16 protein-coding genes are annotated in these 15,294 nt (G+C 59.8%); 2 read left to right on the top strand and 14 right to left on the bottom strand.

All coding sequences use genetic code 11. The features are described from left to right. Window positions 1-127: 127 nt before the first annotated feature. Window positions 128-358, bottom strand: a complete 231-nt coding sequence (locus B3Q33_RS01060; protein WP_272962408.1) for an SRPBCC domain-containing protein — start codon at window positions 356-358, stop codon at window positions 128-130. A 225-nt stretch (window positions 359-583) separates the two neighbouring features. Between B3Q33_RS01060 and B3Q33_RS01055 the strand changes: the two genes are divergently transcribed. After that, window positions 584-1,282, top strand: coding sequence for a pirin family protein (locus tag B3Q33_RS01055; protein ID WP_272962407.1), 699 nt, complete (start codon window positions 584-586; stop codon window positions 1,280-1,282). Window positions 1,283-1,478: 196 nt separating this feature from the next. Here B3Q33_RS01055 and B3Q33_RS01050 read toward each other — a convergent pair whose 3' ends face one another. The 7 genes from B3Q33_RS01050 to B3Q33_RS01020 all read right to left on the bottom strand — a co-directional run bounded on the left by B3Q33_RS01050 (window position 1,479) and on the right by B3Q33_RS01020 (window position 9,064). Beyond that, the gene (locus B3Q33_RS01050; protein ID WP_035247654.1) at window positions 1,479-2,330 is read right to left on the bottom strand and encodes an ion transporter; all 852 of its coding nucleotides are present in this window, start codon (window positions 2,328-2,330) and stop codon (window positions 1,479-1,481) included. Window positions 2,331-2,485: 155 nt separating this feature from the next. Beyond that, window positions 2,486-3,679 (bottom strand): ABC transporter substrate-binding protein, encoded by a 1,194-nt coding sequence (locus B3Q33_RS01045; RefSeq protein ID WP_272962406.1) that lies wholly within the window; start codon window positions 3,677-3,679, stop codon window positions 2,486-2,488. A gap of 24 nt (window positions 3,680-3,703) precedes the next feature. After that, window positions 3,704-5,518, bottom strand: a complete 1,815-nt coding sequence (locus tag B3Q33_RS01040; protein ID WP_272975040.1) for an AMP-dependent synthetase/ligase — start codon at window positions 5,516-5,518, stop codon at window positions 3,704-3,706. Continuing rightward, a complete protein-coding gene (locus B3Q33_RS01035) occupies window positions 5,518-6,321 on the bottom strand; it encodes an ABC transporter ATP-binding protein (RefSeq protein ID WP_272962403.1) in 804 nt (267 codons plus the stop codon). Before B3Q33_RS01035 ends, B3Q33_RS01040 begins: the two co-directional genes overlap by 1 nt. Continuing rightward, the gene (locus tag B3Q33_RS01030) at window positions 6,318-7,088 is read right to left on the bottom strand and encodes an ABC transporter ATP-binding protein (protein ID WP_272962402.1); all 771 of its coding nucleotides are present in this window, start codon (window positions 7,086-7,088) and stop codon (window positions 6,318-6,320) included. Before B3Q33_RS01030 ends, B3Q33_RS01035 begins: the two co-directional genes overlap by 4 nt. Further along, complete coding sequence (locus B3Q33_RS01025; protein WP_272962401.1) at window positions 7,085-8,182, bottom strand: branched-chain amino acid ABC transporter permease; 1,098 nt, start codon at window positions 8,180-8,182, stop codon at window positions 7,085-7,087. Before B3Q33_RS01025 ends, B3Q33_RS01030 begins: the two co-directional genes overlap by 4 nt. A 3-nt stretch (window positions 8,183-8,185) precedes the next feature. Beyond that, window positions 8,186-9,064, bottom strand: coding sequence for a branched-chain amino acid ABC transporter permease (locus B3Q33_RS01020; protein ID WP_273009027.1), 879 nt, complete (start codon window positions 9,062-9,064; stop codon window positions 8,186-8,188). Between the two features lie 193 nt (window positions 9,065-9,257). Between B3Q33_RS01020 and B3Q33_RS01015 the strand changes: the two genes are divergently transcribed. Continuing rightward, entirely contained in the window at window positions 9,258-9,854 is a 597-nt protein-coding gene (locus tag B3Q33_RS01015) for a GNAT family N-acetyltransferase (protein WP_272962399.1), read from the top strand. Between the two features lie 97 nt (window positions 9,855-9,951). On the opposite strand, the gene B3Q33_RS01010 is transcribed toward B3Q33_RS01015, so the two are convergent. From B3Q33_RS01010 to B3Q33_RS00985, 6 genes are all read right to left on the bottom strand, one after another. Continuing rightward, window positions 9,952-11,541 (bottom strand): ABC-F family ATPase, encoded by a 1,590-nt coding sequence (locus B3Q33_RS01010; RefSeq protein ID WP_035247674.1) that lies wholly within the window; start codon window positions 11,539-11,541, stop codon window positions 9,952-9,954. A 310-nt stretch (window positions 11,542-11,851) separates the two neighbouring features. Next, complete coding sequence (locus B3Q33_RS01005) at window positions 11,852-12,385, bottom strand: DUF3299 domain-containing protein (protein ID WP_272962398.1); 534 nt, start codon at window positions 12,383-12,385, stop codon at window positions 11,852-11,854. A 1-nt stretch (window position 12,386) separates the two neighbouring features. Then, entirely contained in the window at window positions 12,387-13,625 is a 1,239-nt protein-coding gene (locus B3Q33_RS01000) for an ABC transporter permease (RefSeq protein ID WP_272962397.1), read from the bottom strand. Beyond that, the gene (locus B3Q33_RS00995; RefSeq protein WP_272962396.1) at window positions 13,615-14,316 is read right to left on the bottom strand and encodes an ABC transporter ATP-binding protein; all 702 of its coding nucleotides are present in this window, start codon (window positions 14,314-14,316) and stop codon (window positions 13,615-13,617) included. Before B3Q33_RS00995 ends, B3Q33_RS01000 begins: the two co-directional genes overlap by 11 nt. Window positions 14,317-14,318: 2 nt before the next feature. Next, a complete protein-coding gene (locus tag B3Q33_RS00990; protein WP_272962395.1) occupies window positions 14,319-14,867 on the bottom strand; it encodes a ZrgA family zinc uptake protein in 549 nt (182 codons plus the stop codon). Further along, a complete protein-coding gene (locus tag B3Q33_RS00985) occupies window positions 14,845-15,249 on the bottom strand; it encodes a MerC domain-containing protein (RefSeq protein ID WP_272962394.1) in 405 nt (134 codons plus the stop codon). Before B3Q33_RS00985 ends, B3Q33_RS00990 begins: the two co-directional genes overlap by 23 nt. Between the last annotated feature and the right edge of the window lie 45 nt (window positions 15,250-15,294).

Genomic DNA, 15,294 nt, shown 5'->3' with positions numbered 1-15,294 from the left:
CGTCGCAACAAAACACAACAGCTGCACCCTTCAGGCCACGCTGAGTACGCAAGGAGTTATTCAGAGGCTCCCTAACTCTACACCATCACCCTCCTCTGCGCGTGAACAGACCAGGAGCAAGATCCGTTCAGCCGTCGTCCGGAATTTCCGGTGTCACCAGTTGCGCCAGAATTTCCAGGGATTCTTGCCAGCCCTGATAGCAGAATTCCACCGGTATCACCTCCGGCACCCCTTCCTGGGTGATGGTCAGATCGGTGCCACACAGCACCTCTTTCAACGTGATGGTTACCTGCATTTCGCCGGGCAGGTTGGGGGTGGCGCGCAGGACAAGATGAAGAAGGGCGGTATTACCGGACATGATGATTCTCCTTGTTGGATGTGGCGCCTCTCTTCAGGGAGGGCACGGGTTTATCGAATACGGAGAGGGGGATTCGACAGTTCGCCATGCGAGCATGGCTCCAACAGGAATACATCCACTTTATTGGTCTTATTAAACGAAAAAGCGCTATTTTTAATCATTATTTCAGATCATATAGTCACTCCATCGAGGGACAGGTAATAGAGCCTGTTACAGGAGGACGCCATGATCGAGCTTCGCACACGCAATGAACTGGGCCATGCCCGGCACGGCTGGCTGGATACCCGGCATCACTTTTCCTTTGCTAACTACCATGACTCGCAACGGGTGCATTGGGGAGATTTGCGGGTGTGGAACGATGACACCATCGCCCCACAGACCGGCTTCCCTGCACATTCCCACCGGGAGATGGAAATCATCACCTATGTGCGCAAGGGGGCGATCACCCACCAGGACAGCCTGGGTAACAGTGGCCGTACCGAGGCTGGAGATGTGCAGGTGATGTCCGCAGGCACCGGGATTACTCATAGTGAGCAAAACTTGGAGGATACGGAGACACAGATCTTCCAGATCTGGATTATTCCGAACGCCACCGGGCTGCCGCCCACCTGGGGCAGCAAGCCGTTCCCGAAGGCCTCCCGCGACGGGCACTTCGAGGTGCTGGCCAGTGGTTACCCGGAAGACACGGACGCCCTGGCGATCCAGGCGGATGCGCGGGTGGTAGCGGCCACGCTGATTCATGGTCAGGACATCGAGTACGTGCTCGACCCGACTCGCAAGGTCTACCTGGTGCCTGCCAAGGGACGGGTGCGGGTGAATGGGGTGCTGGCCGAAACTGGCGATGGCCTGGCCATCAGTGACGAAGCCCGGCTGTCTGTGGTGGCAGAATCAGACAGCGAGATCGTGCTGGTGGAAACCGTCTAGAAAAGCCGTGATCGATACGTAGGGTGGATTAGCCTCAGGCGTAATCCACCTTCCTTGCGGTCACCCAAACCTGCCAAACGAGATGGTGGATTACGCCTACGGCTAATCCACCCTACCTCCCCAAAGAAGGGCCGGAGTGTTTCCGGGCCTTTCGCCTTGCAAGCAAGGCTCCAACAAAACCAGCCAACCCATTCCCTTACTGATCCGACTTTTTCTGCAGCGCCGTTTCCAGTGAGGCAATCTTTTCATGCATGGTGCGCATCAGGTCGAGCATTTCCTGGCGCTCGTCGTGGGCGATCTGGTTGTTGGCGTCCCGTTCGGCGCGCTGTTCGCTTTCATGCACTTCCTGGGTGGCACTGACGATGATGGCGATGAACAGGTTCAGCACCATGAAGCTGGAAATCAGAATGAACGGCACGAAGAAGATCCAGGCCATGGGATAGACGGCCATCACCGGCCGGGCAATGCCCATGGACCAGCTTTCCAGGGTCATGATCTGGAACAGGCTGTAAATGCTCGCTCCCAGAGTGCCGAACCACTGCGGGAACGCCTCACCAAACAGCTCGGTGCCCATTACCGCAAAGATGTAGAACATCATCAGCAACAGCGCTGCGGTCCAGCCGATGCCGGGTAACGCCTGCATCAGGGATTCCACCAGCATGCGAAGCCGTTTCACCGATGACAGCAGCCGCAGCACCCGCAAGATACGCAGGCTCCGCAGAATCGCCAGGGGCCCGGATGCCGGTGCCAGGGAAATAGCGACGATCAGAAAGTCGAACACATTCCAGCCGGAGCGGAAAAAGCGCGGCCCGAAGGCGACCAGCTTGAGCACAATTTCCAGTACGAAAACCGCCAGCACTATCTGGTTGAGCAGGTTCAACCACTGCCCTGCCCGCTCCTGTGCCACCGCGGAGGTTTCCACACCCAGAATAATCGCATTGAGCAGGATCAGAGCGGTAATGGTGTGACCGAAGAACGGGGTATTGAGCCAGGTGGCCAGGCGCTGTCGCCAGCCATCGGAAGATACGGAAGTTGAAGAGGCCTGCATGGACAATCACCGAATAATCCAGGAGGCGCGAGTATACCTGATACGGGAGGGGGGATTGATAGGGGCTGTTGGCGCCAGGCTCCCATGGCGAAAGGCCGGGATTGGCATCCAGACCTTTCGCTTTGCGGGCAAAGCTCCAACGGGAAAGTACGCGGTCAGTCTTCCAGGGTCACCACGGGCTCCCAGACACCGTCGGTGACTTTGGAGAGGATCATATCGTTACCGGCACGATGATTGGTGGCGCTCATCTTGATATCCACCCCGGTGACCGGATCACTGAAATCCAGGGACTCCATGGCCGCCAGGAAGGAATCGGTGGTCAGGTCAGGTCCGGCCTCGCGCAATGCCTCGATGGTCACCATGGCACCGACACGCCCCAGCACCGCACCACCACTGGGTACCGAGCCATACTGCGCCTGGTACTCATCTGCCCATTGTTTCGCTTCCGGCACATCCTTCATGCGGCTGACAATATCCTGCCAGGGGGATACACCGTAGAGTCCTTCTGTGACACCGCCGGGCGCCGCCGCCACTGCGGAATGGAAGCCGGCCTGGGAGACCACGAATTTCACATCATCCCAACCCATTTCCTTGGCGGTAGCCACCACGGAAATGATCGGCCGAACCGGCAGGGCCACGGCGACCAGCTGACAGCCAGCATCCTTCAGGCGCGCCAGGGTGCCGGTGAAATCGCTCTCGTCCGGACGGTGAGAGGTGCTTTCCGCCAGGGTCAGAGTCTCTTTGCCGGCGGCAGCATCGGTGATGGCCTGGTTCACTTCCTCGCCGAAATCCGAGGGAATGTACATCACACAGATTTTCTCGATGCCGTACTCATCGGTCATCCAGTTAACGCCTTTCAGTACCCCTTCGTGGTAGCTGGGACCGAAAACGAAACGATGGGAAAAGTCGCCCTCTTCTTCCATCTGCCGGGACAGGGCCAGGGGAAGAATGCTGGGCACGTTATTGCGGTCCATCAGAGGGAAAGCTGCCAGATTATGGGGCGTCCCCAGGCTCATCACCATGGCGAAGATTTCATCGCGGCTGATCAGCTTGTTGGTGGCCTGGGTGGCCTTGGGCACCTGGTAGGCATGATCCTCGACGATGTAACGAATCTTGCGCCCATGAATGCCGCCGTCGGCATTCACTTCGGCAAACATGTCGTTGGCCACCTGCACCGCCGGTGAGGAAAACGCCGCAAACACGCCGGACAAATCGTGCATGCCTCCCAGCTTGATTTCGGTATCACTGACGCCACGCACCGACTCGGCGGCGGCGCTCTCTTCTTCCTTGTTATCACTGCACCCGATCAGGGTGGCTGCGGCGAGAGCCGCCAGGCAAAGCTTCTTCATGATGCACTCTCCTCTCGAATTCATTCAGTACATGGAATCAATCAGGTGCTTGTGTTTTTTCTCCACGAAGGAACGCTTCAGCTTCATGGTGGCAGTCAGCTCCTCATCTTCGGCGGTGAGCAGCACGTCGATCAGGCGGAAATACTTGATCTGTTCCACCTGGGCGAACTGTTTGTTCACATCGGTAATGATGCTGTCGATCAGGTCCACGACCTCTTTGGCACGACACAGGGAGGCAAAGTTGGAAAACGGCACCTGGCGGTCCTGGGCATATTTCTCCACGTTTTCCTGATCGATCATGATCAGGCAGGTGAGATACTTGCGCTGATCACCAATCACCACGGCATCAGAAATATACGGGGAAAACTTCATCCGGCTTTCGATTTCCGCCGGCGTGATATTCTTGCCGCCGGCAGTGATGATGATGTCTTTCAAACGGCCGGTGATGGTGAGCATGCCGTCTTCCAGACGCCCCACATCGCCGGTGTGCAGCCAGCCGTCGCGGATATCTTCAGCGGTTTTTTCCGGCTTGCGCCAGTAACCGGCGAACACATGGTCGCCACGCACCAGCACTTCCCCGTTGTCGGCAATCCGTACCTCGGTATCCGGTAGTGGCTCGCCCACGGAGCCGACCTGGGCCCGGTCCTTGCTGTTAAGCGATACTACCCCGGTGGTTTCGGTCATGCCGTAACCTTCATAGAGCGGCACGCCCAGGGCCTGGAACCAGCGAATCAGATCCGGCGAGATCGGCGCCGCACCGGTAGTGCCACGACGCAGGCGCCCCATGCCGATCAGGTCGCGCACATTGCGCAGCACCAGCAGATTCCAGAACTGGTAATGCAGCCAGGAAAGCGGTGAGCGTTTGCGCTCACAGTGCCAGCTATCCCCGGCGGCAAGAGCCCGGTCGAAACACCAGCGGCCGAAACCGGTCGCTTCGTCTCGCAGGGTCATCATGGAGCTATAGATTTTTTCCCACAGTCGCGGCACTGCGGCAAAGGTATTGGGCGACACTTCACGCAGGTTCTCGAACACGGTTTCCGGGCTTTCCGCAAAGTTCACGGTACAGCCCTTGAAGATGGGCACTTCCACCGACACCAGCCGTTCCAGAATATGACACAGGGGCAAGAAGCAGAGCTGGTCGTCATCCTCATGGGCTTCCAGCACCTGCTCACCGGCGGCAAGCTGGAACAGCACATTGCGGTGGCTGATCATGGCGCCCTTGGGCGCGCCGGTGGTGCCGGAGGTGTAGATCAGCATGCGGATGTCATCGGGCTGACTTTGCGCAATGCTGGCGCTGAATTGTGCTTCCGCATCAGGGATCTGCTCGCTCAGGGCGTACAGTTCATCCAGGAACATGACCATGGGATCGTCAAAATCCCGCAGCCCCTTGCGATCGAACACGATCACTTTTTTCAGGGTGGGCACCTGATCGCGCACGGTCAGGTACTTGTCCAGCTGTTCGTCGTTTTCCACAAACAGAAAAGCGGAACCACTGTCGTTGACCAGGTAGGCCAGCTGCTCAGCGCTGTCGGTGGTATAGACGCCATTGCTGACGCCGCCGGCCCCGGCGATACCCAGATCGCAGTACAGCCATTCCTTGTTGTCTTCACTAAGAATGGAGACCGGCTGGCCCCGCTCCAGGCCCAAAGACAATAGCGCCACGCCGATGGCGCGGGCTTTTTCGTAATAGTCCTGCCAGCTATAGCTCTGCCAGATGCCCAGGTCCTTTTCACGGTGCGCAATGCGCGCTCCCCGTTCCAGGCATTGCTGGCGCCACAGTTTGACCACGGTATCGCAACCGTGGAGAAGGGTCGGTGCGTTGTTGGTTGTTGTCATCATCAGCGCCAGGTCTTCTTTCGTTTCCAGCGTTTTTCCGGTCGGTCATCCCCCGCCGACTGGCCCAGATAGAACTCGCGAATATCGTCACTGGCGAGCAGTTCCTCGGCGCTGCCATCCATGACGATGCGGCCGGTTTCCAGCACATAGCCATGATCCGCCGTGTTCAGCGCCACCTGGGCGTTCTGTTCCACCAGCAGCAGGGTCACGCCCTGCTCCTTGTTGAGCCGACGAACGATGGCGAAGATTTCCTGCACCAGCAGCGGCGACAGCCCCAGGGACGGCTCATCCAGCAACATCAGCGACGGTCGAGACATGAGCCCGCGACCGATAGCCAGCATCTGTTGTTGGCCACCAGACAGGGTGCCGGCAGGCTGGTTGCGGCGCTCCAGCAGGATCGGGAAATAGTCATACACCATTTCCATGTCCTGGCGGATGCCCGCCTTGTCGCGGCGGATGTAGGCGCCCATGGCCAGGTTTTCTTCCACGGTCAGAAACGGAAACACTTCCCGGCCTTCCGGTACGTGGGCAATGCCTTGGCGCACCAGGGCATCCGGCTCGCGGCCCTGGATCGCTTCTCCGGCCAGGGTAATGCTGCCCTTGCGCGGAGCCAGTGCCCCGGAAATGGTTTTCATCAGGGTGGTCTTGCCGGCGCCGTTGGCGCCGAGAATAGCAACCACCTTGCCCTCGAATACATCGATGGACACCCCGCGCTGGGCCATCACCGGGCCGTAGAAAGCTTCCAGGTTTTTCACCTGCAGCAGCGGCTGGGCATCATTCATGGTTTCTTTCTGCAGTGCACTCATGAGGTTGCCTCCGTGCCCAGATAGGCTTCAATCACCTTGGGATCCGCCTGCACTTCTGCGGCCGTGCCCATGGCAAGCGGCCGGCCTTCCGACACCGCCAGCACCCGGTTGGACACCCGCGATACCAGGCTCATGTCGTGCTCCACCATCAATACCGTCAGGCCCAGGTCTTTCTGCATGTCCTCAATCCACCAGGCCATGTTCTGGGTTTCTTCCACGCTCAGGCCGGAGGCCGGCTCATCGAGCAGGATCAGCTTCGGCTCGCTGGACAGGGCCCGGGCGATTTCCACTACCTTGCGTACCCCGTAAGGCAGGCCGGCAATCAGCTTGTCCCGGTAGGCGGCCAGGTCGAGGAAATCGATCACCTCTTCCACCAACAGACGATGCTGCCGTTCACTGCGCCTTACCTTGGGCAGGAACAGCAGCTCCTCGAACCAGCGAGTGTTGCGGCGGCAATGGCGACCGATCAACAGGTTCTGCAGTACCGAGGAGTGATCGAACAATTCAATATTCTGGAAGGTGCGGGCGATGCCCAACCCTGCCACCTTGTGAGCCGGCAGAGAGGTAATGTCCTGACCATCAAACACGATCTGGCCGGCGCTCGGTTCATAGAGGCGACTGATCAGATTGAAGATGGTGGATTTGCCTGCCCCGTTGGGGCCAACCAGGGTGAACACTTCGCCGGGCTCCACGGTGAAGCTGACGCCATCCACCGCTTTCACGCCGCCGAAGGAAATGGAGAGATCCTTTACCTGTAACAGACTCATCGTTGGCGCTCCGTTTTCAGGTAGGTGCGGGTGCGGCGGAACATGCCCTTGCGATACAGCGGGAACAGCTGCAGCCAGGTGCGCACCTTGAACCAGACGCCGTAGAGCCCGCGCGGTTCGTAAATCACCATGAGCAGAATCAGCAGTGCAAACAGGGCGGTGTCCATGCCCGGGTAGGCCGCGATCTTGATGCCGGCGGCGTTATCGAGAAAATCCCGGGCGATGGCGATCAGCTGGGGCAGCAGCACCACCACAATGGCGCCGAAGAAGGCGCCGTGCACCGAGCCCAGCCCGCCGATCACCACCTGCAGCAGCAGAGTGATGGAAATCAGCACCAGGAAGCTTTCGTAATTCACCGCCTGGGCCAGATGGGCATAGAGCGCCCCGGCCAAACCGGTGATGGCGCAGGACAGGCTGAAGGACAGGGTCTTGGCGCGGGCCACATTGACCCCCAGCGCCCGGGCGGACACTTCACTGTCACGCACGGCCAGGAAGGAACGGCCGGAGGCACTGCGCAGCAGGTTCAGATAACCCAGGGTGACCAGCACCAGCACCGCCAGGCACAGATAGTAGAAGGCTTCCGGAGTGGCATAGCGGTCGATCTCCATGCCGAACAAGGCAATGGGCGGGGCAAATACCCCGGCGACCCCGCCGGTAATCGGCTCGGCGATAATCGCCACGTCCTCGATAATAATACTCAACGCCAGGGTGGCGATGGCCAGGTAGATACCACTCATGCGCAGGATCGGCCGGGAGATGATGGCGCCGATCACACCGGAGGTGACCGCGCTGGCCAGCAAGGCAGGAATAAAATGCCAACCGCGTAACATCAGCGCCAGATTGGTAAAGGCACCAATGGCCATAAAGGCCGCATGCCCCAGGCTGACCTGGCCGGTATGGCCGCTGATCAGCATCAGCCCCAACCCCGCAAGGGACCACACCAGCACAGCAGTGAGCTCGCCCAGATAATAGGTGCCAAGCAGCCAGGGGGCGGCCACCAGCAATGCCATGAGGATGGCGTACTGAGCCAGGTGCCAGCGCCCTTCAAACAGATTGATATCGTCGTCGTAACGGCTTTTGAATCGGTTGCTCATGGCCTACACCTTCTTCTGGCTGATCTGCGCGAACAGGCCGCCGGGGCGCAGGATCAGCACCAGCAACATCAACACATAGGGGGCAATCTGGCCGACGCCGGAAGGTAGATAGCGACCAGCGAAAGGCTCCACGATGCCCACCAGCAGGCCGCCCAGCAGCGCCCAGGGCAAGGAACCCAGCCCGCCGATGACCGCTGCGGCAAACGCCTTGATGCCGAACAGCAGCCCCACAGAAGGCTCCACGGCGCCCTTGGCGGCAAACATGACCCCGGCAATCGCCGCCACCACCCCGGACAGGGCCCATACAATGGCGTTGATACGTTTCACCGGGATGCCCATGTAGTAGGCCGCCATCTGGTTCTGGCTGCTGGCCTGCATGGCCACGCCAAGCCGGGTGCGGGCAAAGAAGAAGTAGAGAATGGCGGTAAGCGCCACGGTGGTAATGATGATCACCGCATCCACCACCGGGATCATCAGTTCTCCCACCGTCCAGACCAGGCCGATAAAGGGCGTTTCCAGGGAGGTGGGATCATGGCCCCAGATCACCCCGGCCACGAAACGGATCAGAAAGCCCAGCGCGATGGTAAGAATCACCATGGCGAATTGCGGCTGCCCGAAGATGGCACGCAATACGAAACGATCGAGGAGGTAGCCGAACAGGCCGAGGATCAACGCCGCCAGAGTAATGCCGACCAGAAAAGGCAGATCCGCATAGCTGGTGTTGATGAAGGTAACGCCGAGAAAGGCCCCCAGCATCATCATGTCGCCCTGGGCGAAGTTGACCGCTTCGGATGCCTTGTAGATCAATACAAAACCCAGTGCCAACAGCCCGTAAATACAGCCATTGGCAATCCCGCTGACCAGCAGCTGGAGTATATCCATGGTCCCTCTCTCCCGGGGGGGTTATTATTCTGTTGCTTTTTTATTCAATCGACCCGAGCCTAGCGGAAGTCCGACATTCTCACCAGTATGTAAAATGTAACAGGATCAGAATGAGATTGAAGGGACTTCCTGCTCCTGCATTCTCCGCCACTTCCGGTATGCTTGGCTGTCATCCAGCAGACCTCAGTACACCATGAATGTAAATGATCGCCATCGCATTGATGACATTGCCCGGGTTCTCGGTCGGGCGTTTTATCAGGATCCGCTTTTCACTTATTTCTTTCCGGATGACCAGCGCCGCCAGGCGTTGTCGCATCATACCTTTCGCTTCCTGGCCCTCCATGCGCACCACCGGGGAGAAATCTGCACCACGCCGGGATCCGTGGACGGGGCTGCCGTGTGGCTGCCATCCCAGGCATTGCATCGCAGTGTGCTGGATATGGTGCGCTTTGGTGCCCTGCCCATGTTGCGCCAGGGACCGGCGGCGGTGAAACGGCAGCTGGATGCCGGGGATGCCATGCAAAAGGTGCATGACGCGCTGATGCAAAAGCCTCACGCCTACCTGTTATTGCTGGGGATTGATCCGCAGAAGCAGGGCCAGGGGCTGGCCACACGGCTGTTGCAGCCAACGCTGGACCGGCTGGATCGGGAAGGACTGTCTGCCTATCTGGATACCCATAACCCGGACAATGTGTCGCTCTACCGGCGCTTCGGGTTTGAGGTGGTGCATGAGGCGCTGATGCCGGGAACGGAGGTGCGGCACTGGGCGATGGTGCGGGGAAACCGCTAGCGAGGAACGTCCCTCGCCGTTGGAGCTTTGTTCACAAAGCGAACCGGCCTGCCTGATTCGCCATGCGAGCATGGCTCCAACGGAGGGAAAGCCGGGTTCAGCCTACGCCCTGACTTTTCAGGTAATCGTCGTAGCTACCGTGGAAGTCGACGATACCCGTGGGAGTGATTTCAATAATCCGGGTGGCCAGGGAGGACACGAATTCCCGGTCGTGGCTGACGAACAGCAAGGTACCCGGGTAGTTTTCCAGCGCCAGGTTCAAGGACTCGATGCATTCCATGTCCATGTGGTTGGTGGGCTCATCCAGCAGCAGGATGTTGGGCCGTTGCAGCATGATCTTGCCGAACAACATACGCCCCTGCTCGCCCCCGGAGATCACCTTCACGGATTTACCGATATCTTTCTGGGAAAACAGCAGCCGCCCCAGAGTACCCCGGATGACCTGTTCATCATCCTTTTCCTGACCCCACTGGTTCATCCACGCAAACAGGTCCATATCGTCGGCAAAGTCGCGGGCGTGATCCTGAGCGTAATAGCCCCGCTCACTGTTCTCGGACCATTTCACTTCCCCGGCGGTGGGCTCCAGCTCCCCCACCAGACAGCGCAGCAGGGTGGATTTGCCGATACCGTTGGGGCCGATAATGGCGATGCGCTCGCCCACTTCCACACGCAGGTCCAGGCCGGAAAACAGTTCCTGGTCAAAAGTCTTGGCCAGGCCTTTCACTTCCAGCGCGTTGCGGAACAACTTCTTGTCCTGCTCGAAAATGATGTAAGGGTTCTGACGGCTGGAGGGTTTCACTTCATCCAGCTTGATCTTGTCGATCTGCTTGGCGCGGCTGGTGGCCTGCTTGGACTTGGAGGCGTTGGCGCTAAAGCGGCTGACGAAGGTTTTCAGCTCGGCGATCTGCTGTTTCTTCTTGGCATTGTCCGAATGCAGGCGCTCGCGGGCCTGGGTGGCCGCGGTCATGTATTCATCATAGTTGCCCGGGTAGAGGCGCACCTCGCCGTAATCCAGATCTGCCATATGGGTGCAGACGCTGTTGAGGAAGTGGCGATCGTGGGAAATGATGACCATGGTGCACTGGCGCTGGTTGAGAACCTCTTCCAGCCAGCGGATGGTATTGATGTCCAGGTTGTTGGTGGGCTCATCCAGCAACATGATTTCCGGGTCGGCGAACAGGGCCTGGGCCAACAGCACACGCAGCTTCCAGCCGGGGGCGATTTCGCTCATGGGGCCGAAGTGCTGCTCCACCGGAATATCCAGACCCAGCAACAGTTCACCGGCGCGGGATTCGGCGGTGTAGCCGTCCAGCTCGGCGAATTCCGCTTCCAGCTCACCGGCGCGGATGCCATCTTCCTCGCTCATTTCCGCCTTGGCGTAGATGCCGTCGCGCTCTTCCTTGATCTTCCACAACTCTTCGTTGCCCATGATCACGGTGTCCACCACCGAGTATTTCTCGTAGGCGAATTGATCCTGGCGCAGCTTGCCGATGCGCTCGTCCGGGTCCTTGGACACATTGCCGGCGGACGGCTCCAGGTCGCCCCCGAGGATCTTCATCAGGGTGGATTTGCCGCAGCCGTTGGCGCCGATCAGGCCGTAACGGTTGCCGTTGCCGAATTTCACGGACACGTTTTCAAACAGCGGTTTGGCACCGAACTGCATGGTGAGGTTGGCGGTTGTAAGCAATGTTTTGTACCGGTTGGAAAAGCGAAAAGCGCGGCTGACGACCGTCGAAATCAAGAGGGCCAGCGGCGTAGGAGTGCGCGAAGCGCGCGCATTGTCGCACAGCCACCGCCCCCGGGACAGGGCCGGAAGCTGGTGTAGGGTGCACGGAGGGCAGCGAACTGCAGCATCAAACGTATAAAAAGCCGCCGTTGGAGCTTTGCTCGCAAAGCGAAGCTCTACAAGCACCGGGAAGGCGTTACCCTTCGCTTTGCGAGCAAAGCTCCAACGATGAAACGATGTAGAGGTCCCACGATGCCGTCACGGCAATCGCTTAGTAGCCGGTGAACAGCTCGGCGGATTCGCCTTCCAGCACATAGCCTGCGGTGCCGTATTCGGTGTCCTGGCTGGAGACCTTGAGGTTGCCTTCCAGCCACAGGGCCTCGAACACCAGGTCCAGGGGCACACCCTGCCCTTTCATCTTCACCAGGATAATCTGGTTACGGGGCGGCGGTGGCGTGTGGATACAGGCGCCGAAGTACGGCACCAGCAGGAATTCGCGCACGTATTCCTCGTCTCCATCCAGCGGCACCCCATAGCCGGGCAGGCGCACGACGGTGTTATCCAGCTCGGCCTTCAGCGGCGCTTCCCGCCAGGCCTTGTCGATGGCATCCATCATTTGCTCGCCACGCGCATCACCGTCATCGATATCTTCCGGTGGCTGATCACCGTAAATTTTGCTGAATAATTCCTCGTAGACCGCATTGACGTCGTAGTCCGCAGGGACTAGATCATCCCATTCCAGTTCGCGGGCCGCCCAGCCCGGCAAGCTGATCAACAGACACAGAAAGATGATCAGACTACGCATATCAGTTCCTCGGGGTCAGGCCATCGGCCAGGCTGTTGCGGAAGGCTTTTTCCGCTGGAATCAGGCCGGCCAGGGAACCGGCCAGCAGGATCGCCGCAAGGGTAGGCAATTCCCGCACCGACAGGAAGGTGTCCGGCAGGCGCAGGGACCATTCCGCCAGTGCCAGCGGCGCCAGTGCCCACTGTGCCACAAACAGCAGCGTCAGCCCCAGCAGGCTGCCGATCACCGTGACAAGCAGACTCTCGCCCACGATCACGCCATAGACGGCAAGCCGACCGGCGCCAGCGGCGCGCAGCACCGCCAGTTCGTGGCGGCGCCCTTCCAGGGCAGCCAGAATGGTGGACACCAGCACCAGTAACGCCACCAGCAATACCGCCATGGAGGTGGCCCGCAGGGCGTTTTCCCCCACCGCTGTCATGCGCCATAGTCGCTGCAGCTGGACACCGGGAATAATGGCGCTTAGCGGTTCTGCCTTATAGCGGGACAATTCCCGTTGCAGGCTGAGTACGGCGGTGCGTCGCTCCAGACCCAGCATCACTGCATTGACCGAATCCGGAGTGTCGGCCCGTTGACCGGGCCGGGGCGGTAGCCCGGAACGAAACTGGCCGCCGCTGTGAATGGCGGCCATGCCGGCCAGGGAAACATGCACGCTCTGATCCACCGGGGTGCCGGTAGCGGACAGCACGCCCACCACAGTAAACGGGTGGTTATCGTGCGCGATAATGGCCGGGCCGCTGGCACCATGGGCAAGCACCATATCGTCTCCCAGCTGATAGCCCAGCCGCTGGGCCACCGCACTACCGAGCACCACCTGATCCTCGCCGGCAAACCATTGCCCGTCAGCCAGGGACAGCGCCTGGTCCTGTCCATAGCGATAATGGGCCAGGTAGCTGTCGTTGGTGGCCACCACCGGGAAGCCTCGATGGGAGTCGCCGAGGGCGATGGGAATCCACCACTTCACGTCCGGGTGGTCGGCCAGATGCTCCACCGTGTCCCAGCGAATGCCGGCGGTGGGATCACTGAGCCGGAACACGCTGTACAGCAGGATATTCATGGGACCGCCCCGAGCGCTGACAATCAGATCAATGCCGGACACGGTGCTGGCAAAATTGGCGCGCACCTGGTGACGCAGCCGCTCGATACCCACGATCATCACCAGACTCAGGGCGATGGCCACCACGATCAGGGTGGCAGAGGTTTTACGCGTGCGCAGGGAGGCAAGCACAATTCTAGGCAGCATGGTGCTCCCCCCCGTTCAGTGCCGAGAACGCGATGCTGCGGTGGAAATGGTCCGCCACCTGGTTGTCGTGGCTGACCATCAGCAAGGCACTGCCGGCGTGTTCACAGTGTTCGCAGAGCAATGCCAAAAGGGTATCGCGGCTGTGGCTATCCAGGGCCGAGGTGGGTTCGTCGGCGATGATCAGATCCGGTTTCCCGAACAGGGCCCGGGCGGCCGCCACCCGCTGTTGCTGGCCGAATGACAGCTGCCAGGCGGGCAAAGCTGAGGTGGCTGCATCCAACCCCAGACGGGTCAGCAGATCCTGTGCCGCGACCCTTCGCTGCTTGTTATTGCCGGCCGCTTCCAGTTCACAGCGTCGCCGGGAGAACCCGGCACTGAGACAGACGTTATCCACCGCAGTCAGGTACGGCAGCAGGTTGAAGGCCTGGAAGATGACACCGATATGGTCCGCCCGAAAAGCGTCCCGGCGCCGTTGCGACAAAGAGGAAAACGCTTTGCCGGCCACCCGGATGTCACCCTGCTGAGCCGGCCTGATGCCGGTAATCAGCGACAGCAAGGTGCTTTTCCCGCAACCACTGGGGCCATGCAGCAGCACCCGCTCACCGGCCTGCAGCACAAAGCGATCGATATGAATGAAAGGCCGGGCTTGCCCCGGGTGCTGATAACGCAAGCTATCCAGTTCAAGTACCACAGTTACTCCAGGGGAATGCGGGTGTTACCGGGCGCCAGACGCAAAGCGCTCTGCCCGTCAGGCAATAACAGGATGACCTCGGTAGCCAGACCGGAAAAAATCGCCAGGAACGGCAGTGTGACATCGCTCAGCTTGTCCGGGGACTGACACTGAAAGGTCCATTCCGCTTCCACGTCCGCGTGATGGCTATGCTCATGGTGAGCATGATCGGGGTCGTGCTGCTGACTCTCCGGAAACAGTGCCGCGACGCCGCTACGGGTTTCATGGCTGAGCCTGCAGCCTGCGACAGGGGACGGCAGCGGCTCACTCACCTGTTTCAGGCGATCCGCATAGCGAACCCGGGCGGCGGCATCCGCCGGCGGTTGCTCGGTGCCGAGAATATCCATCAGCGGCGCCCGGAAACTGACAGTCAGGCTCTGCCCTTCAACCACTACCGCCGCGTCGGCCAGACCATGCTGATGGACCCCGGCGGCGTTAGCCAGATTGCTGAGCAACATCAATAACCCGAACCCTAACCCGGCCAGGCATTCAAGCCGTACGAATCTCTTCATGATGACTCTCACATTCCTTGCAGGCACGGATGTTGCCCACATGGGTGGCAACCAGACAGATTCCGACCAGGCTGGTGAGCAGCGGTTCCCACAGGGTGTTATGCAACGCTGCTTCGAACGCAGTGAGCAGACACAACGCGATCAGCGCCAACAGACCTGGCAACAATACCTTGCGCCGCCGATGCCTGCGGTAACCGGCCACCATGGCGAGCACACTGACCGGCACGATCAGTGCCAGCAACGCCTGATGAAACAGTTCATCCACGCCGCCAACCACCGACAGCAAGCCAATCGCAAAGAGGCCGGCGACGCTGGCCACACAATGAATCATACACAAACCAGACAGGGCGATGGCCGCCTGGTCCAGACGTAAACGTGACATGGTTGTCTCCAGAATCTTCAACGGGTTTCTGAATCGTTGGAGCCT

Source organism: Alcanivorax sp. UBA3183, from assembly GCF_002364155.1.
Classification (GTDB): Bacteria; Pseudomonadota; Gammaproteobacteria; order Pseudomonadales; family Alcanivoracaceae; genus Alcanivorax; species Alcanivorax jadensis.
This window is presented reverse-complemented; position numbering and strand designations above follow the sequence as displayed.